This window comes from Silvanigrella sp. (genome assembly GCF_044369315.1).
Classification (GTDB): domain Bacteria; phylum Bdellovibrionota_B; class Oligoflexia; order Silvanigrellales; family Silvanigrellaceae; genus Silvanigrella.
This window is the reverse complement of record NZ_JBIPMD010000044.1, coordinates 1-18,324: the sequence shown is the minus strand read 5'-3', so window position 1 is coordinate 18,324 and position 18,324 is coordinate 1. Positions and strand designations below refer to the sequence as shown.

At 29.0% G+C, this 18,324-nt stretch carries 17 protein-coding genes; 14 read left to right on the top strand and 3 right to left on the bottom strand.

Features of this window, described 5'->3' with window-relative positions:
* Positions 1 to 57: 57 nt before the first annotated feature.
* The 6 genes from ACIQ56_RS05880 to ACIQ56_RS05855 all read left to right on the top strand — a co-directional run bounded on the left by ACIQ56_RS05880 (position 58) and on the right by ACIQ56_RS05855 (position 4,343).
* Positions 58 to 366, top strand: a complete 309-nt coding sequence (locus tag ACIQ56_RS05880; RefSeq protein ID WP_397600142.1) for an SUMF1/EgtB/PvdO family nonheme iron enzyme — start codon at positions 58 to 60, stop codon at positions 364 to 366.
* Position 367: 1 nt separating this feature from the next.
* Positions 368 to 1,099 (top strand): ATP-binding cassette domain-containing protein, encoded by a 732-nt coding sequence (locus tag ACIQ56_RS05875; RefSeq protein ID WP_397600141.1) that lies wholly within the window; start codon positions 368 to 370, stop codon positions 1,097 to 1,099.
* Complete coding sequence (locus ACIQ56_RS05870) at positions 1,080 to 1,871, top strand: hypothetical protein (RefSeq protein WP_397600140.1); 792 nt, start codon at positions 1,080 to 1,082, stop codon at positions 1,869 to 1,871. Before ACIQ56_RS05875 ends, ACIQ56_RS05870 begins: the two co-directional genes overlap by 20 nt.
* Positions 1,852 to 2,652, top strand: coding sequence for a hypothetical protein (locus tag ACIQ56_RS05865; protein WP_397600139.1), 801 nt, complete (start codon positions 1,852 to 1,854; stop codon positions 2,650 to 2,652). The genes ACIQ56_RS05870 and ACIQ56_RS05865 overlap by 20 nt, the downstream gene beginning before the upstream one ends.
* Positions 2,653 to 2,762: 110 nt before the next feature.
* The gene (locus ACIQ56_RS05860; protein ID WP_397600138.1) at positions 2,763 to 3,467 is read left to right on the top strand and encodes a substrate-binding periplasmic protein; all 705 of its coding nucleotides are present in this window, start codon (positions 2,763 to 2,765) and stop codon (positions 3,465 to 3,467) included.
* A 99-nt stretch (positions 3,468 to 3,566) separates the two neighbouring features.
* Complete coding sequence (locus tag ACIQ56_RS05855; RefSeq protein WP_397600137.1) at positions 3,567 to 4,343, top strand: substrate-binding periplasmic protein; 777 nt, start codon at positions 3,567 to 3,569, stop codon at positions 4,341 to 4,343.
* A gap of 42 nt (positions 4,344 to 4,385) precedes the next feature.
* Here ACIQ56_RS05855 and ACIQ56_RS05850 read toward each other — a convergent pair whose 3' ends face one another.
* Positions 4,386 to 4,799 carry a GFA family protein gene (locus ACIQ56_RS05850; protein WP_397600136.1) on the bottom strand — a complete coding sequence of 138 codons (414 nt, stop codon included), beginning with the start codon at positions 4,797 to 4,799 and terminating at the stop codon, positions 4,386 to 4,388.
* Positions 4,800 to 4,966: 167 nt separating this feature from the next.
* Between ACIQ56_RS05850 and ACIQ56_RS05845 the strand changes: the two genes are divergently transcribed.
* Positions 4,967 to 5,812, top strand: coding sequence for a c-type cytochrome (locus ACIQ56_RS05845; RefSeq protein WP_397600135.1), 846 nt, complete (start codon positions 4,967 to 4,969; stop codon positions 5,810 to 5,812).
* Between the two features lies 1 nt (position 5,813).
* On the opposite strand, the gene ACIQ56_RS05840 is transcribed toward ACIQ56_RS05845, so the two are convergent.
* Together ACIQ56_RS05840 and ACIQ56_RS05835 are read right to left on the bottom strand one after the other, a co-directional pair.
* Positions 5,814 to 9,422 carry an FAD-binding protein gene (locus tag ACIQ56_RS05840; protein WP_397600134.1) on the bottom strand — a complete coding sequence of 1,203 codons (3,609 nt, stop codon included), beginning with the start codon at positions 9,420 to 9,422 and terminating at the stop codon, positions 5,814 to 5,816.
* A 16-nt stretch (positions 9,423 to 9,438) separates the two neighbouring features.
* Positions 9,439 to 10,710, bottom strand: a complete 1,272-nt coding sequence (locus tag ACIQ56_RS05835) for a TIGR04552 family protein (protein ID WP_397600133.1) — start codon at positions 10,708 to 10,710, stop codon at positions 9,439 to 9,441.
* On the opposite strand from ACIQ56_RS05835, the gene ACIQ56_RS05830 reads away from it, so the two are divergent.
* The 7 genes from ACIQ56_RS05830 (at position 10,662) to ACIQ56_RS05800 (ending at position 18,198) form a co-directional block, all read left to right on the top strand.
* Positions 10,662 to 11,426 (top strand): hypothetical protein, encoded by a 765-nt coding sequence (locus ACIQ56_RS05830; RefSeq protein ID WP_397600132.1) that lies wholly within the window; start codon positions 10,662 to 10,664, stop codon positions 11,424 to 11,426. The genes ACIQ56_RS05835 and ACIQ56_RS05830 overlap by 49 nt on opposite strands.
* A 118-nt stretch (positions 11,427 to 11,544) precedes the next feature.
* On the top strand, positions 11,545 to 12,423 hold the full coding sequence (locus ACIQ56_RS05825) for a M23 family metallopeptidase (RefSeq protein WP_397600131.1): 879 nt from the start codon (positions 11,545 to 11,547) through the stop codon (positions 12,421 to 12,423).
* A gap of 146 nt (positions 12,424 to 12,569) precedes the next feature.
* Positions 12,570 to 14,282 (top strand): ABC transporter substrate-binding protein, encoded by a 1,713-nt coding sequence (locus tag ACIQ56_RS05820; RefSeq protein ID WP_397600130.1) that lies wholly within the window; start codon positions 12,570 to 12,572, stop codon positions 14,280 to 14,282.
* A 10-nt stretch (positions 14,283 to 14,292) separates the two neighbouring features.
* The gene (locus ACIQ56_RS05815) at positions 14,293 to 15,327 is read left to right on the top strand and encodes an ABC transporter permease subunit (RefSeq protein ID WP_397600129.1); all 1,035 of its coding nucleotides are present in this window, start codon (positions 14,293 to 14,295) and stop codon (positions 15,325 to 15,327) included.
* A gap of 12 nt (positions 15,328 to 15,339) precedes the next feature.
* Entirely contained in the window at positions 15,340 to 16,392 is a 1,053-nt protein-coding gene (locus ACIQ56_RS05810; protein WP_397600128.1) for an ABC transporter permease subunit, read from the top strand.
* A gap of 15 nt (positions 16,393 to 16,407) precedes the next feature.
* Entirely contained in the window at positions 16,408 to 17,403 is a 996-nt protein-coding gene (locus ACIQ56_RS05805; protein WP_397600127.1) for a Bug family tripartite tricarboxylate transporter substrate binding protein, read from the top strand.
* Between the two features lie 9 nt (positions 17,404 to 17,412).
* The gene (locus tag ACIQ56_RS05800) at positions 17,413 to 18,198 is read left to right on the top strand and encodes an MnmC family methyltransferase (RefSeq protein WP_397600126.1); all 786 of its coding nucleotides are present in this window, start codon (positions 17,413 to 17,415) and stop codon (positions 18,196 to 18,198) included.
* Positions 18,199 to 18,324: the final 126 nt, after the last annotated feature.

Sequence of the window (18,324 nt, the reverse complement as noted above, 5' to 3'; positions counted from 1 at the left end):
CTTTCAAAAGCGACTTGTTCTGACAGTTTTAAAAGTCTATTTTCCATCTCCATTTAAATCTCCCCCTCAAAAGGAAATTTAAATCTGTATTTACGTTTTGTAAAAATCACTTATTGGGAGGACACATTTGGAATTTGTGATTTAGCTGGCAATGTAGAGGAATTTGTCTCTAATCCCTATTTTGTTTATCCAAATGGAAAACTTATTTTAGATGATCTCTATAAAATAAGGAATTCACCATATCCAATGACACGAGGTGGAAGTTTTACCAGAAGTTGTGATTTAGCTCGCAGCAAAAGAAGACATGGTTTTTTTGAAGGTGAAATTTATGTCATTGGTTTTCGTTTAGCTAAAGATGGAGTTTAAATTGATTAGAATAAAAGATTTACATTTTTCGTATTTTGAAAAGAGACATCTTTTTTCAAAACCAATTCGAAAAAATATTTTAAATAATTTTTCATTAGAAATTCCTGAATCTTGTCTATTTGGCCTCATTGGAGAAAATGGAAGCGGAAAAACAACATTAACAAAAATATTAATGGGAGCTTTTAAGCCAGAACAAGGGAGTGTTACCATAGAGTATTTTGGTGACCCATATAATGGGAAAAATAACTGGAAAGAGTCCATAGGAATTATCTCAGGTGCAACTTCTAAAATTTTTAATTCAATGTTTTTATTTGAACAAGTAAAATATTTTGAAATTCTTTATGCAAAATTTTGTATTCATTCTTTTAATAATTATATCGATTTTTTTAATATAAGGCACATCTTAAATAAAAGAGCTGCAAGTATTTCATTTGGTGAAAGAATAAAATATGAAATTGCATTAACTTTGTCCTATTTTCCAAAAATTTTAATTCTTGACGAACCAACTGTTGGTTTAGATACGATTGCAATTCAGCAGGTACGTGAAATACTAACTAAATATGTTCAGCAACATAAGGCATGTGGAATATTAACATCTCATAATTTAAAAGATATAAATGAAATGACAAATTTTTTTGGATTTTTAAAAAATGGTAGCATTATTAGTTTCTTCAATAAAAATGAAATGAGTCTTTCAGAAATTGAGAAAAAATATGTTGAATTATATTCTTGATGTAAAAAAATACTTAAAAATTTACAATGAATCTCCAAAATTTAGTTTTGGTCTTTTTATTCTAATATATATGATTGTTTATATTATTCTTACAGATTGTTTAATATGGTATTCCTCAGGCCATCTTTCAGGAATAAGCTGGAAAAAATTAATTGTTTACTCAATATTTTCTTATCCTATTTGGATGCAATTAGGAATTAAAGGATTATCAGTTGAACAAGGCGATTTAATTACAAGTGGAAGATGGTTTGTTATAAATACTTTACCCATAAATACAACTATCTTAATTTTATTTAATTCGTTAGGCGTTACTTTTAAAAGTTTCTCATTAAGAATTTGTTTGGCTGCTTATTTTATAACAATGTATTATTTTTCAAGAAATATTTTTATTTCTTTATTAGGTATTTCTTGTTTTTTTATTGGTTGTTTAAATATTAATTTAATCCAAATATTAGGAAAATATCTTTCTCCAAAGGCATATATATTTATTTTTAGTTCAATTTTATATAGTTTATTATCTTTTTTATCAGGTGCTTTTTTTTCACTTGGATTCTTTTTTGATATTAGAAATTTATCTTTATTTAATCCTACTTATATAGCAGTCTCATTGCCAATAGAGAACTTAGTAAATATTATTTTTCAAACTACTATACAAGAGAATTTATTAAAAGATTTTATTACAAATATTATTTACTCTTTATGCTGGTCATTACTTCTATTTATTTTTGCTATATTTGTTGAGGAAAAAAGACGTGAGTCATTTTACAGATAATCTATCAATTGCAAAAAGACAATTTAAAGCTTTTTTAATAGTTAGTTTTTATGGCTCAAGAAAAAGGTTTAAATTAAGCTTATTAGAACTCATACCTCAAACGATATTTTATTTAGGTAATTATTTTATTATTATCACATTATTTAAAGATATAAATGGACATAAAGTTGCTAATACAGATTTAGTTCTATTTACACTTAGCATGATTACGGCAGATGCAATAGGTGATGCAATTATTTTTAAGGGTTTAGGAGAATATTTATTTCATTTAAGAAAAGGAAATTGTGTTCATTTCTTTTCTCTGCCTGGAATATCTGCTTTAAAAGTTTTATTATTCAGATTTGATTTACCTATGGTTATTTTTGGATTAGCAAGTTTTTTTATTGCAATTAATATGATAATTACATATTATAATGTTAATTTAATTATTTATTATAGTATTTTTACAATATTTGGAATATTTTGTCACTGTATTTTAAGTAGCGCTTTTTTTATCATTCAAGCTTATTTTAATTCAGCAACACCAATATCATACGGTAATATTGCTGCAAGGCTTTATATAAAACCTCTTCAAATTATTATTAATAACATCTATGGAATAATTGTATTTACTTGTATATATCCAGTATATTTTGTAACAGCAGCTAGTAATTCATTCTTTAATGAAAACCAGATTTTTATTAAAAATATAATTGCATTCTCAATTTCAGGTATGATGTCCATAGTAATTTGGTTCTTATTAATAAATTTTATTGTGAAAAAGTCAATTATAAAATATTAAAATTTTCTATACCGTCAATTGATACACTTTTCTTCTTTAAAATTTTATATTATAATTTATATTGACTTCAAATTTTTTAAAATGATAAACAAATTTTATAAGAGAATGAAATGATTAAATCTGCTGTCTTGTGTTTCATGATTTTTATTTATTTTAAAATTTATGCTGACGATTTAAAAAATATAGTTATCTATTCGGATGAAGATATTCCTTATGTAACAGTAAATAAAGAGGGTGTTATTGATGGTGGATTGGCTACAGAAGTAATGTATAAAGTTTTAAATAAACTAAAACTTCCGAAATCAACAATTGAAAATGTACCTTGGGCACGAGCTTATTTTAATGCCACAACAAAACCAAATGTGATTATTTATCCAATTGTAAAAACAACAGAAAGACTTGAAAAGCTTGATTTTATAATTAAAATACTCGATTCAACTGTTTTTTTATACAAATTAAAAAGTAGAACAGATATAATAATAAAAAATTTAGATGAAGCTAAAAAACATCGTATTTGTGCTGTTCGAGATGATTATCGAGCTGATTATTTAAAAGCAAATAATTTTGAAGATATTGATTTAGCAACAAATTCAACTCTAAATGTTAAAAAATTTATTGAAGGTCGTTGCGATTTAATTATATCAACCGAAATTGGTATTCAAAACAAATTAAAAAGTCTTAAATATGAATTTAATTTAATTGAAAGTATTTTTCCACTAAAAAACTTAGACAGCGCATTATATGCAGCAATAAATAAAAATACTTCAAAAGAAATAAAAGATAAAATTAAAATAGCAGCAGAGTCAATAAAATAATGATTTTCAAACTGTTTAAGATGGATGTAATAAAAATGACTTTCATAACTTTAAAAAGATGTTTATAATAAAAAATAAACTCCTTCTAAAGGAAGAAAAATGCTTAAAAAACTCTTCATTTTTTTTTGTATTCTTGTCATTCCTTTCCCCTCAGCATATTCGGATGATAATGTTATACCCATTACAGGAAATGAATCTCGATTTCCAAAAATCTATCTAGATACAAGCAAACAACCAAAAGGACCTCTTATTGATGCAATGAATTTGGTGGCAAATGAAATGAATATTCTTGTTCATTATGAACTTTTTCCATGGCCAAAGGCTTGTGAAGAAGCCTTAAAAGGTAATTTTGGGATTATTGGCATTTCAAAAACGATAGATCGATTGAAAGATTATGATTTTTCGGAAGAACCTCTTCTCTATGACAAACTTTTATTTGTAACAATAAAATCAAATAAAATGAAATACGATTCGAATGAAGATTTAAAAAATCTTAAAATAGGAACTGTCCGTGGCGCATTTTATGGTTTAGAATATGAAAAATTGCTAAAAGAAAATCAATTTACCCGAATTGAAAGTTATAATCTTGAAAGCGAATTAGAAATGCTTTTATCAAAAAAAATTGATGCTGTTATTTATAGTTCTGGTGAAAATATTTCTACTAAAGCAGCTTTAGAAAATGTGATTCAAAATAGTAAAAATCAAAATCTTATAAAAAATAAAAATAAATTCAGAATTTTAAAAAAACCTTTCAGTTATGACCCAAATTATTTTGCTTATTCGAAGACTTTAAAAAAGAAAGATTTTTTAAATAAAATGGATATAGCTATTCGAAAATTAAGAAGTCTAGGTAAATTAAATTCAATTGAAAAATAAATAAAATTATGTAAAAAATATATATAAAAATATTTTAAAAAATTAATCTTTTCCTGGATACGAATGAAATTTTAAAAGTTTTTCAAAATGATCAAGCCAAGAAACACGTTCTTTGATCATAACTTGGGAATCGGGTGGACTTGAAGAAAGATCATCTAGTGTTCCAGAATGCACATCGATAAGCCCTGGTAAAAGAACTTCATTTCTATAAAACATTCCTGTTCCGCAGTTGCCACAAAACTCTCGTGTCCCATTTTTAGAAGAAGCATAAGAATTGGGACTTCCCGTAATTTTAATTTGATCTTTTTTAAATGCAATCCATCCCACCATTGGTGCCCCTGACCAGCGTCTGCAATCGGTACAATGGCAAAGAGAATGATAGACTTCTTGTCCTTCTGTAACATATGAAATAGCACCACAATGGCATTTACCTTTTCTCTGAATCTCTATTTTCATTTTGTTATCCTTAGAATTTAAAACAAAAAAACGAACCCTAATTATTGGTAACCTAAATTTTAAATTTTGCAAAATATTTATATATAATGAATAAAATTTGAGATATTTATTTAATTTAGCTAATATATTTTTATAAACATTTTAAAATTGAAATTTAGGGAGAAAAAATGATATTGTCTAAAATTTTAATAAAATACCTATATATTTTTATTTTTCTATTTTTTACAAATCATATTTTAGCAAATACAAGAGAACCAATTTTATTAGATGAATCTTTTTTTACAGAACATAATAAAAAATTAAAACGAGATCAATTTGAAGCTACTTCCCTACTTTATAAAAAAAAGAAAACATATGATGGCTATTATTTAAAAGATATATTTAAATTTAAAAATATAGATATTTTAAAATTAGATGTAGTCACTTTTGACGCAAAAGATGGTTTTAAAATATCTATACCAGCATCTTTTATCAATGAAAATGATCCTTTATTATCGATTCGAGATGCTTCATTAGCAATTGGTAAAAACTGGGAGGAAGTCCAAGATGGAGGACGTATCATTGATGGAGGGCCTTATTATTTAATGTGGGATTTAAAGAAATATAAAGTTCCTGAAAATTATTGGGCTTTTGGTGTCGTTAAAATTTTATTTCAATCTTTTAAAGAGACATATGGAGAAAGTATACCTGAAAATACAAGTAATAAAAAAATAATGCAAGGTTTTCAAATATATCAGTCGAGTTGTTCGGGATGTCATTCAGTTAATTTAGTGGGAGGAACATTGGGGCTTGAAATGAATGTTCCTAAAAACTTTACAGAATATTTGTCAAAAAGATTTATTATAAGTTATTCAAAATCACCATCATCGTATAGAGCAAATGCAAAAATGCCTCCACAGCATTTTTTATCGGTAAATGAAATTAATTTAGTAATAGCTTATTTAGAGGCAATGAAGTATAATAAAGTTTGTAATACAGATGATAGTTGCCAAAAATTAGTGTCGAAAAAATAATTTAACTAACTTTACAATCTTTTAATATTTGTTCAAATATTCCAGAAACTTCAAATTCAGCAATGGAATCTTTTTTGGCAGCTAAAATATCTCGTTGCATTTTTACGCCATCACGACAGCTAGGACAACCACTTACGACAACTTGTGGTGGTTCTTCTCGAATTTGTTCGAATAATTTTTCTGAAATCTTTGTACCTATTTTTGGGTGTTTTAATCTTCCAGTTCCTGAAAGTCCACAGCATTTATCGTAAGCAGCAACTCCTGTAAAATACATTTTTAAAAGCTCAATTTGAGCTTGAGTTGCCGATTTTGTATTATGGCATGGTACTTTAAGACCCACATTCTTATTAGACTTTTTAAGTGAATAAGAAGATGTATTACTTAATTCTTTATTTTGTTGTGATTTTTTTAATAAATTCATAGCTAATTCAGCAGTATCTTTTACTTCAAAATCTATTTTTAAAATATCAAAATCTTCGGGAAGTTTTGCTTTTAAACGAACTTGCTCACGGATGACTTCATCTTTCATTAATAAACGCATTTCTTTAATTGCTTCACAACAAGTTGGACAATTAGAAAATACAATAAATTTTGGAATTTCAATCAAACTAGATTTGCACTCTTCAATTAAGCGATAAATACATTTTGTAATTTCGATTAAACTTAAAATTTGGCTTTGTTTTGCACGTTCATGAAGACCATCAGCTTCAAAAGGAAAACCGCAGCACATTTTTTTCTCAAGATCTACAATACGTGCATTTAAAATATTTTTAAAATATTCATCCACACTTGAGGTTGCATTTGGATTTCCATAAGTGTCCATGCAACCACGGTATCGAATAAATACAGTATTATTTTCATTTGAATCATGAGCAACAAATTTTTCGTTACTTTCATCTTTTTTAATTAGAACAAAATTATCATTTGGATCTATTTTTGTTCCGTTTTCATTTGCTTGATAATGAGTTAATGAAAGTGTTGGGGGAACAGTATAAGATTTAATCCAATCAGGTACCGATTTTAGTTTACGAAAAAAAGTTAAAAAAGGAGCTCCTAATAAAATAAAAAAAGCGACTACTTTATATGTAAAAGATTTAAAGAAATCTTCACCCATTAGGCGTTCATAAACAAATCCCCATATTTTAGATCCCATTGAAGGGAGTTTACCCATTTTATGATAAGCTCTCATTAAAGGGTGAATTTCAATATCTACAGGGCAGGCTTTATCACACTTGCGGCAATAAAAACATTTTGAAAGAAGGGCAGCGCTTTCTTTCATCATGAGGGAAGTTGTTGTTAATATTTTATCGATTAAATGAGGATCTCCCGTTTGTTCTGCCCCTCTTCGTAAATGTGAAATACGTTCCATGAACATTAAAACATTTCTTTTGCTAGGTAACACTGAGGTTTTGCTATTACGTTTTTTTTCTCTCTCTAGTTCGTGTTCGGCATCTATGACGGGACAAATTTTACAACTATTGCAACGTGTACAACGCTGTCCTTCTTGAATTGCAAAATTTTCTGCAATTGTAATTTGTGTCTCTGCGCTTAATAATTCATCTGGACGTTTTGCAATTAATTTTGATTTTACTAGGGAATCTCTTATGCATTTTGCACTTGTATTTAGTAAACGAGCTCTTAAAGAACGTGCATGGCTTGTTCTTAAAAATAAAGTTTCTGGATTAAATAAATCTTTTGGATCTAAAATATCTTTAATTGCGCACATGCGCTTAAAATCTTCTTGAGGAATATAATTCAACCATAAAAAAGGTGCTTTTCCAGCAACGCCATGTTCTCCCGTAAAACGAGCGCTTCCATTTTTATCCGAAGGAGGAGCTAAATTTTGTGCTTTTCCAATCACATTTTCAAGATAATCCCATGCGATATCGGCTTGTTCTTCGTCATATAAATCAAAACCACCAATATTCCAATGAATAATTGCAGTATGATTTGGAGTTAAATGTCCAAAAAGCACATCTTGTTTTTGTTCTGAATTTTCTCTTGGTTGTGTATTTGCAACAATTTTTAAAACTTCACCTAAATATTCAGTTCGAATTTCCATATCTGTTTTGCATTTTGTGCGAAGTTTTTTAGGAAGTTCTTCTCTTGGTTTTCTTAGTATTTCAAATTCTTCAATATTGTTACTTTGTAATAGTGGATTTGTTTTATCTACTTTTAAAACAACATCTTCAACTTTTAAATTTAATTCTTGAATTGCTTTATGAGCAGTTTGTTCATTTAACAAATGCTTTTCGAGACAGTTTTCTTTGCTGTTACCTTCAACAGCTAAAATAATAACTGCTTCATCATTTTTTGAAAAAACACTTGGAAAGTCTTGCATTAAGTAACGGCGAATACTTTGACCTGATATAAATTCAAAATACTCTGGTTGTACTGTTTTAGATAATTTTTTTATAGCTCGCGTTGCAGCCATAGCAGCATCGACATTATTAAAATGCCAACGAGATGCTTGAAGCCATTCTAAAGGTTTTTCAATTTCAAATGTGACCTCATAAATAAAACCCGTTGAACCTTCAGCTCCAACAAAAGCAGAAATAGGCAATGTCGGAGAATTTTTCATGGTATCAATATTAGATTCGCCTTTTTGCAATTGTTCAGCGCGTTGCGCAATCATATTTGCTGCGGCTTTCATTCCTTGTAAAGGAACAACAATGCCTTGTGAGTTTGGCGTAATACAAGCTATCAATCTTTTATTTTTTATTTCATCTAAATCAGATTTAAATTTATTTGTATTTTCTATACTAAAAAATTTTCTTGCCAATAAAAAGGGTTCATTATTAATACAATCGGTTTCTTCTTTATCGGCAGAAAAGCATAACGCAGTCCCATCTAAGGTAACAGCTCTGCCGTGTAATATAACTTCAAAAGCTTTTCGCCCGCCATTACTTCCTGTCGCAGCAATTCCACCTGTCGCAGCTCTAGGGGTGTTTGGATCACATCTTAAAACAAATCCCCTTTTTGCTAAATAGGAAACAAGGTCTTTAAATGGAACGCCAGATCCTACTGAAATTTCAAATTTATCTTGTGATCTTCTACTTGGTTTGATTTCTGAAATGTGATCTATTCCTCGAACACTTATCGTAACAGCGGGTGCCATGGGAGTTACACCCATATTGTAGCCGCCGCCTTCTCCATATGGGATCATAGGTACGTCATTTTTATATAATAAAGTAACAATCGATTGTAATGCTTTACTAGAGTAAACATGAATGACAGCTTCAGTTATTAATGCACGGTGTTCCATACTGTCTGCAGAAAAAGCTTCACGATCTAACCAAAGAGCAGAAAAGTTTCCTTCACCTACAATGTCTATTATTCTATTTTTTAAATTTTTTAATTTATTTCGAATTTCAAAAGTTTTTTGTACACGTTTTGTTATAAATTGACATAAGTCAGGTTCGAGTTCTTTATTTAAAATTGGAAATATATGATTATCAAATTCATCTCTTGTAATAATGCTGGGTAGAAATGTATGTTTTCCAGAAGTATCAATTCCTAATGTATCATAAACTTTTTTTGCAGCATCACTCGGCATAGGAGGCATCAGTCCAGCAAGGTCTAGCCAATTATCAAGTTCCGCCGTATTCATTTTGAGATCCTTTATCTTATAGTTCTTGTGTAGTTAGTTTTTCTTCATGAAACGTCATAAGGTTACCGAGAACCCTTTCTCTGACAGCCTTTAATTGATTTGCTTTGTATTGTTCATGAGAAGCGGGACCAAATTTAGCCATTTCATAACTTTCTTGATCCATCATTTGAATTTCAATCGGAAAATAATGGGCAAAATATTGTGGTATCACGCTTTCCATCCAAGGTTCTTGTCTTAATATTCCGGTATATCTTCGAAGTTGATTTGTCATAGATTCTAACACAAGAAAAGCAGGATTTGGGGTGCGTACTAAATGTCTGACAGTAAATTGAAGAGATTTATAGTGTTGACTTGTAAATGAATTTGCTCTTTTAGGTACTTCATCAAAATTCGTACCTGACCAACTCATATTTTTGCACATTTCTTCGAATTCTTTATCTGTTAAAGTACCACATGAGTTTAGTTCTTTAAGAAAATTATAAACTTTTTTTGGATGTTTTATATTTAATAATGAATTTCGTGTCCTTATAGAAACCACTTGATGGGGTATAATAATATCCGATTCTATTAATAATTTTAAAAGCAACGGAATTTCGTTTGGATTTTGAACTACAAATCGGACCCCTAAATAATCAAATACTTCATCAACAATGCTGTCAGGTTTATGCAAAAGCTTTAATACAATACTAGTTCTTGTTTTTGCTTCTTTCCACTCCACTTTATTAAGTCGAATAATAAGATCTTTAAATCGACAATCTAGTGTTTCATTATTATTTTGATGTAAAATATTTCGAATACGTGAAAATATCTGCTCTCGAGCATCATCAATGATATGAAGTCTTCCACTATATTGTAAATTTGAAATAGCATACATTACCTTTAAAATAGAACAGCACCATAATCTAAGGTAACGTTTACGAGGATGAAAGGAACTTGCATGAATTAATAAATCACATGGATTTGTCATATGAAGTAATTGGGAAGGAACTATAAATTTATCTCGTTCTGAATGTGTAAGTAAGATGTGTCTGATAAAAAATAGAGCTTCACCAAAAAATTGCTCAAATTGTTTTAAGTGCATTTGGTTTGTTAAATCGAAACCACAATTTTTTAAAAAGATCTCTGCTTGAGCTTCTGTTTTAAAATTTAAATTTCTTTGTGAAAATGAGTTTTTAATGCCAAGGATAACTTCAAATTCTTGCCAAGGAATATTCCATGGAGAATGAAAAGAGGACATAAATGGCTCAGAATGGTTCTTATTTTCATGCTGCCTTTGGATTTCTTTCAATTATAAACCCCCAAAACCGACAAAATCCAGACGTTTACAACTCTTGGTCTAGAATGGCTATTCTATATTTGGCAGTTATTTATGAAAAAGGAAAGGAGGCGCATTTGTTTCGTAAAAAAAATATGAAAAGAGAAAAGACGCACCATTTTCTTCTAGCCTTATTTGCTCTTTTAAACAGTTTATTCATTTTTAATCATGTACTTGCGGCCGATGACAAAAAAAAAGACGATAAACCTGCTGCTGCACCCCCAGCAGGTCCTCCTGTTCCTATTTACATTCCCCCTTTGCCGCGTCATGTTGAATTCCCTCCTATCACTTATGGCAAAGAGGCTTCCATAGAAGGGGAAACGGAATTGAATATATCAAAAATGAGATTTTGGTATGTTGCCATCTTAGCTTCTTGGAATGTAAAGTCGAATGAAATTACTGATATTCTTAATAAAAATTATAAAGTTTTTGCCCAAAGAAATGTTGGAGTAATCGCTTTATACTCCAATGACACAAAAGAGTCTGTTGCCAATTGGAGAAAAAAAAATAATCCCTTATTTATGAATGAATTTGCTTCCCGAAATTTTTTAGATGCTTTAAAAAATCCTAAAATTCCAACTGTTTGGGTAATTGGAAATCTTGGAGAAGTTTTACAGCGTTTAGAGCTTCCTACAAAGGAAGAAATGCAAAAAAGTGTAGAAAAAGTCATGATTTTGACAGGTTTCTAATAAAAAAAAAGGATTAAGCGATAACATAGAAATTAGCACAAAATTTTTGAGAGCTTGTCATAGTTATATATTTATTATACTGTAGAGACCGCTTCTTTTAAACCTAGGAGAGAGTTGAATGCTGAATATGGAAAGATTAAAAAACAAATTATCTTTTTCAATCATCATTCCACTTACTATTGCTTTAACAGGATGCCTTAATTCAAATAACAACAGTGCAAGTCAAAACTTAGTTTTAAAGGGTTCCGTTGCTGAATTAAAGGAAACTGTCGTGCTTGACCCCGCTTTTATTCACCGCCAAGAATTGGCTGAGCGGAGTTTTTTTGGTTTTTCCGGAGCACAACACAATCATCTTAATAATGATCATATAGTAATGAATGATGATGAAATTGATGAATATATTAGTGAAGATACAAAGGTTTCACTAGATTCAAAAGCGGGTAAGTTTGGAAGGCTTGAGATCCTTTGGCCTGTAAATGGTAAATTATCCAGTCTTTTTGGAATGCGTACCTTAGGATTTAGTTCTAAAAAAACTCGAAAGAGCCGTAGTAAGATCGTTTCAAAAACGCGGATGCATTCTGGAATTGATATTAGTGCTCCTGTAGGAACGCCAATTCATTCTTCTTATGATGGTGTTGTCTTGTTTTCTGGAAATAAAAATGGATACGGAGAATCTGTTATTATTGGTCACAATGCAGAGCACGAAACACTTTATGCACACATGAGTAAAATTGTGGTTCATGATGGTCAATTTGTGCGAAGTGGTCAGCTTGTAGGCTTTGTTGGTAAAACAGGTCGGGTTACTGGTGCAAACTTGCATTATGAAACACGTATTTCTGGAGTTGCCTATAATCCTCTCGCTTATTTACCTTCAAGTGGCAATAATAAAATGAAGGTGGGAATGCAAACGCCTTCTATAGCAAGTCAAATTGCCTTTTATCAAAATTTATCTAAAATGGCATTTGTTTCAGATAAATCAAAAAGTGTTTCCAACTAGAAAAATTCTTTTTCTATCATGTAAGGTACTTGTTTAAATACAAGTGCCTTTTTTTATAATTAAAAAATATTAAAAATAGTTGAGAACAGCTAATTAAGAGGGGTATAATATATTCATTATAATCTTTCTTAAAAGGCGGAAAATCTATGTTCATCAAAAAGAATATTATTTTAAGCATTTTTAATATTTTCATTTGTACATTGAGCTTTGCATCGAATACAGATCAGGTTAAATTTGAAAAAAAGCCAACTTACTATGAAAAAATGCCAAAACTAAATAAAGGAGGCGTATTGCATGTTCCTTTGTCAAATGATCCTAAAGTTATGAATCCTTTATTAAGTGACGATTCAGAATCAAATTCAGTAGAAGGCTATTTATGGATGTCATTATTTAATTTAGATCCAGAAACTCTAAATTTTATACCCGCATTAGCGACTGAATATGTGATATCAGGAGATAAAAAAAGTTATACATTTAAATTAAATGAACTTGCAAAATGGCAAGATGGAACTCCAGTGACATCGGAAGATATAAAATTTACATTTGATACCCTTATGGATCCAAAAACTCATGCTGCTGCTTTGAGAAGTTTTTTTGAAGGTGTTTCGCTAAAAGTGATTGATAAACTTAATTTTACCTTTCAAGTTGAGGAACCAAAATTTGATACATTAAATTTTCTTATTGCTTTTATCCCAATTCAAAAAAAACAATTTGAGTTTTCAAAGGACTTTAATAATGATAAAGGAATTATGAATCCAATTGGAAATTCAGCTTATGTAATGGAAAAATACTTAAGAAGTCAAAAAATTATTTTTAAGAGAAATAAAAATTGGTGGGCGAAAGATTTACCAAACTATAAAAACAGATTTAATTTAGATGAAATTATTTTAGATATTATTCCAGATCCAAATTTAGCTTATGAGAAATTTTTAAAAGGCGATATTGATCTAATTTCTTTTAATGCAGAACAGTGGAATAATAAAGTAACAGGTGTAGATAAAGAAAAGTTTGGCAGTAATCCTCAGCAAAAGAAAGTTTGGTCATTAAAAGAAAAAAATAAGTTTCCTAAACCTTACTCTTTTATTGCATGGAATTTAAAAAATCCTTTATTTCAAAATGTAAAAACAAGAACGGCTCTGTCTTACTTAGTTGATTATAAAAAAATTAATGACACAGTATTTTATAACTTATATACACAAAGTACTTCTCCTTTTGGTTCTTTTACTGAAAACTCAGATCCTGAGTTAAGAAAAAAAGATAAAATTATAGCATTTGATAAAACAAAAGCATTATCTTTATTAAAAGAAGATGGTTGGATGAATGATGGCTCAGGTGTTTTATTTAAAGAAATAAATGGGAAAAAATTGATATTTGAGTTTACTTTAGATACAAATACAAATAATCCTGCACGACTTAAAATTGCACAAATTGTAAAAGAAACTTATAAGACCGCAGGAATCAAAGTTAATATTCGAACAACAGAATGGAATTCTTTTTTAGATAATTTAAATAAACGAAAATTTGAAGCTCTTATTTTGGGATGGTCTGGTACTTTATTTCCAAATGCAAAACAAATTTGGGATTCTAGTTCAGAAAAAAATGAGGGTTCAAACTTTATTAGTTATAACAATTCAAAAGTCGATGAGTTAATTAAAAAATCAAATGTTGAATTTAATCAAAATAAAAGAAATAAAATAATGCAAGAGATTAATAGAATCATTTATCAAGATCAACCTTACACGTTTCTCTCTGAAGTAAACTTTATATTAGAGGGTTTAAATAGTAAAATTAATTCTCCAAGATGGATATCTACATATGAATCGGGTGCTGCTAGTGATTTATTTTACTTAGTTAAATAAGTTGGGAAATATGAGAAAATACTTTATCAGAAGGTTTCTTGCAATTATTCCTATGTTTTTTCTAATGACAGCATCTTATTTTTGTATTCAAAATTATTTGCCTGGTGGCCCTGTCCAAGAGGCTTTAGCCCGTATTCGTGGAATGGGTGGTGAAGGTGGTTCTACAAAAAGTACAAGTATGGGCCCTGAAGACATTAAAAAACTAACCCATGAATTAGAAGTACAGTATGGGTTAGATAAACCCGCTTTAACACGTTACTTTATTTGGGTAAAAAATATTTTATCGTTAAATTTTGGAGATTCACTTACAACAAGAGCACCTGCAATTGATCAAATTATAGAACGGCTACCAATTTCGTTGTCCTTTGGTATTCCTGGGTTTTTTTTAACCTATTTAATTGCAATTCCATTGGGTGTTGTTATGGCTTTAAAAGAAGGCTCTAAATTTGACACCATTTCATCATTTATTTTATTTGTTACTTATAGCATACCAGCTCTTGTTTTTGCCGTGATTTTTTTACTGTTATTTTGCACGGATCGATTTTTACCAATTGGAGCTCTTTTTCCGCTAGGAGGATGGAGATCAGATAATTATGAAGACTTATCATTTATATTAAAATTTGTTGATTTAATAAAGCATATGTTTCTTCCCGTTCTTGCATCTGTCATTGGTAATTTTACTGTATTTGCAATGCTTCAAAAAGATAGTATGCTTGAAGTTATTCGATCAGATTATATTCGAACAGCAAGAGCAAAGGGATTAAGCGATAATGTGATAGTATTTAAACATGCTTTACGTAACGCTTTATTGCCTCTTATGGTTGGTTTTGGCGCTGTTTTGGGTTCATTTTTAGGTGGTTCTATTATTATAGAACCTATATTTGGACTTCCTGGTATTGGAGTTTTAAGTTTGCAATCTCTCGCATCACGAGATTTAAATGTTGTAATGGCTATTGTAGTTCTGCAATCTTTGGCTATTTTATTTGGTCAAATATTAAACGATATTGTATATGTAATAGTTGATCCACGTATTGAATATAAATAAAAATGGAATTTTATGACATCAATCATGAAAAGAAAATGGAAAACATTTTTCTCTCAAAAAAAAGCAATTGCTGGATTGATTGTCTTTATCATTATTTTATTAGCGGCTATTTTTGCAAATTTTATATCAAATAACAAACCCATATTATTAATTCGATCTGATATAAATAATGAAAATCACAAATTAAATATTTTTAGTAGCAAATTATATTTTCCTGTTTTAATAAATTATCAGCCTCAGGACTTTCATATTTTAGATTCATTTATTATCGATTATAAAATTTTAGAGGATAATGATAAAAAAAATAACATAAAAACATATTCTATTTATCCTTGGAATAAATGGGATGCAGAAGAACAATCTGACTCCAATTTAAGTCCACCATCAGCAACTCATTGGCTAGGAACAGATAATTTAGGTAGAGATATTTTTGCAAGATTAATTTATGGAGTTCGAATTTCATTAGGATTTTCTATTATTTTATGGATTATTTCTTATATTTTAGGTGCATTTATTGGTGCATTGCAAGGGTATTTTTTTGGAATTTTTGATTTTATATTAGAACGATTTAAAGAGTTAATAGCGATTATTCCTATGTTAACTTTGGTTATTTTAGTAACTGCAATTACAAAAAGTCAATCTTTTTGGATTATTCTTTTTTTAGTTTTGATATTTGGATGGATGGGCATTGCAAGCCAAATTAGAGCAAATGTTTTATCTATTCGCAAGCGTGAATTTTGTGAGGCTTCTATTGCTCTAGGGGGTTCACATTTGCGGGTTTTAGCAAAACATATTTTACCTAATTCATTAACTCCATTAATAACGTTAAGTCCATTTGCTATTGAGGGAGGAGTTTCTTTACTTGCTGCTTTAGATTATTTAGGATTTGGATTACCGCCTCCAACGCCAAGTTTAGGAGAGCTCATGTCTCAAGGAAGGGATAATATTCAAAATGCCCCATGGCTTTTAATTTCACCGGTAGTTACAATTCTACTCATTTTAATTTCAGTTAGTTTAATTGGTCAGGCTTTGAGAAAAACATTTGATCCAAAGGTAAATGAATAAAAAGGGGATTATAAAATGATAAAAGGATATAAGGTAAAAAAATTTTTTAAATTATTTATTTGTCATGCAGGATTTTCTTTTATAGGGATTTATTCTTTAAATTCTTTTGCTAGTGATAATAATTTAAAGATAATAATTCCTGCTGATAAAAATGGAGGAATTGATTATATAGCAAGAAAATTGGGAGAGTTTTTAAATGATGAGAAAATAATAAAACAAATTCAATACGAAAATATTCCAGGTTCAGGAGCTAGTAAAGGTATTGAAGAATTTTTAAAAATAAATACAAATGAAAATAGTTTTTTAATTGCTTCTTTAGGTGCTCATGTAAACGATCTTCAAGGAAATTTATCTCAGGATAAAGAATTGTTAAAAAAGTTAACTCCACTTGCAATTATATCTGAAGATTATCCAATTATTGCAGTAAGTAATAGTAGTTCATTAAAAAATGAAGAAGAATTAATGCAAGAGTTTCAAAAAAATAAAGACAAATTTAAAGTCTATGGGGGTTCTAAAGTAAAAGAAATAGATCATATAAATTTTTTGCTAACTGCAAAAAAATATGATTTGAATTCTTCCCAGGTTCAATACGTTGAATCCAATGGAGGGGGAAAAGCATTTGATAAATTTATCCAAGATAAAAATGGCATATTAAGTACAAGTTTTTCTGAAAATATAAAAAATATTGTAGATCAAAAAATTAAAATATTAGCAATTTGCTCTGATAATCGCTTAAAAGAATGTCCAAATGCCCCCACATTTAAAGAACTAGGGATTCCTAATTGTTTAATGAATTATCGAATTATTTATATTAATTCAAAATCTCCTCCTGAGAAAATAAAATTTTATAATAATATCATTAATAAATTATTTACAAATTTAAATTGGTTATATTTTTCTAAAGATAATCATATTATAAATATTAAAGTAAAAAGTAATAATATTCCAAAATTCATAGAACAAAAAAGAGAAGATATTCAAAAGATAATCGTTTCTTTAAATGAAAAGTGAGTCACAGTTTTGAAAAATGTAACTAATTTAATTTCTCATTATAATGAGGGTAAAGATTTTTTTGCAGATTTTATAAGAACACTTGATAATTCCATAAGTATTCAAATTGGTAAAAATGAGGATCAATATGAATTGATGCACAGTGAGAGTGGAGCTTTTTCAGAAACCATATATATTTACCTACCAGTTCTTGAAAGTATTTTAAAGAATAATTTGAAGCCCATTTTTTTATCAATTGGACTTGGTGCTGGATATATAGAAATTATGATTGTTGCTTTTCTAATGAAAAATTTATACTTAAGAGATAATATAAATGATTTTTGTATAGAGTCATTTGAGAGTGAAAATAGATTGATTTATTTCTTTAAGTCTTATTTTTTAGAAAAAGAAATTCCTACCCCATTTAAAAACTGTTATGATCATATTCTTGAATTGAATGCTAATTATTTTAAATTAGATAAAAATGCATTAAAGTTAGAAATTAAAAATCTTATTATTGCGAATAAAATTAATTTCAATCAAAAATTTTTAATGACTACAAATCTTAAGACACCAGTCTTTGGAATTTTTTTTGATGCCTTTAGTTCCCATTCCAGTCCTGAGCTTTGGGAAACAGAATTAATTGAGAATATTTTTAGTATAAAAAATGCAGAAAATAAGTGTATATTTGCAACTTATGCTTCAAAAAACTTACTCAAAAAACAGCTAAAATCAAATCAATTTCATATTCATAAAAAAAAGGGGTTTTCAGGAAAAAGAGAGTGTATTTATGCAGAAAGGAATTTAACATCATAAATTTAAATCTGATCCTCCCCTAAGAAAGTAGACACCCAGATCCGAAAAAAACTTATAGGAAAGAGGTGTTGAAATGGTGTTAACCAAAAGAAGGTATACAAGCGAATTCAAGCAAGGGGCGATTGA

Coding starts and splice junctions, on each gene's coding strand:
- ACIQ56_RS05810 (WP_397600128.1), top strand. CDS start 15,340: ATGACATCAATCATGAAAAGAAAATGGAAAACATTTTTCTCTCAAAAA.
- ACIQ56_RS05805 (WP_397600127.1), top strand. CDS start 16,408: ATGATAAAAGGATATAAGGTAAAAAAATTTTTTAAATTATTTATTTGT.
- ACIQ56_RS05820 (WP_397600130.1), top strand. CDS start 12,570: ATGTTCATCAAAAAGAATATTATTTTAAGCATTTTTAATATTTTCATT.
- ACIQ56_RS05860 (WP_397600138.1), top strand. CDS start 2,763: ATGATTAAATCTGCTGTCTTGTGTTTCATGATTTTTATTTATTTTAAA.
- ACIQ56_RS05825 (WP_397600131.1), top strand. CDS start 11,545: ATGCTGAATATGGAAAGATTAAAAAACAAATTATCTTTTTCAATCATC.
- ACIQ56_RS05850 (WP_397600136.1), bottom strand. CDS start 4,799: ATGAAAATAGAGATTCAGAGAAAAGGTAAATGCCATTGTGGTGCTATT.
- ACIQ56_RS05815 (WP_397600129.1), top strand. CDS start 14,293: ATGAGAAAATACTTTATCAGAAGGTTTCTTGCAATTATTCCTATGTTT.
- ACIQ56_RS05840 (WP_397600134.1), bottom strand. CDS start 9,422: ATGAATACGGCGGAACTTGATAATTGGCTAGACCTTGCTGGACTGATG.
- ACIQ56_RS05845 (WP_397600135.1), top strand. CDS start 4,967: ATGATATTGTCTAAAATTTTAATAAAATACCTATATATTTTTATTTTT.
- ACIQ56_RS05870 (WP_397600140.1), top strand. CDS start 1,080: ATGTTGAATTATATTCTTGATGTAAAAAAATACTTAAAAATTTACAAT.
- ACIQ56_RS05830 (WP_397600132.1), top strand. CDS start 10,662: ATGGCTCAGAATGGTTCTTATTTTCATGCTGCCTTTGGATTTCTTTCA.
- ACIQ56_RS05855 (WP_397600137.1), top strand. CDS start 3,567: ATGCTTAAAAAACTCTTCATTTTTTTTTGTATTCTTGTCATTCCTTTC.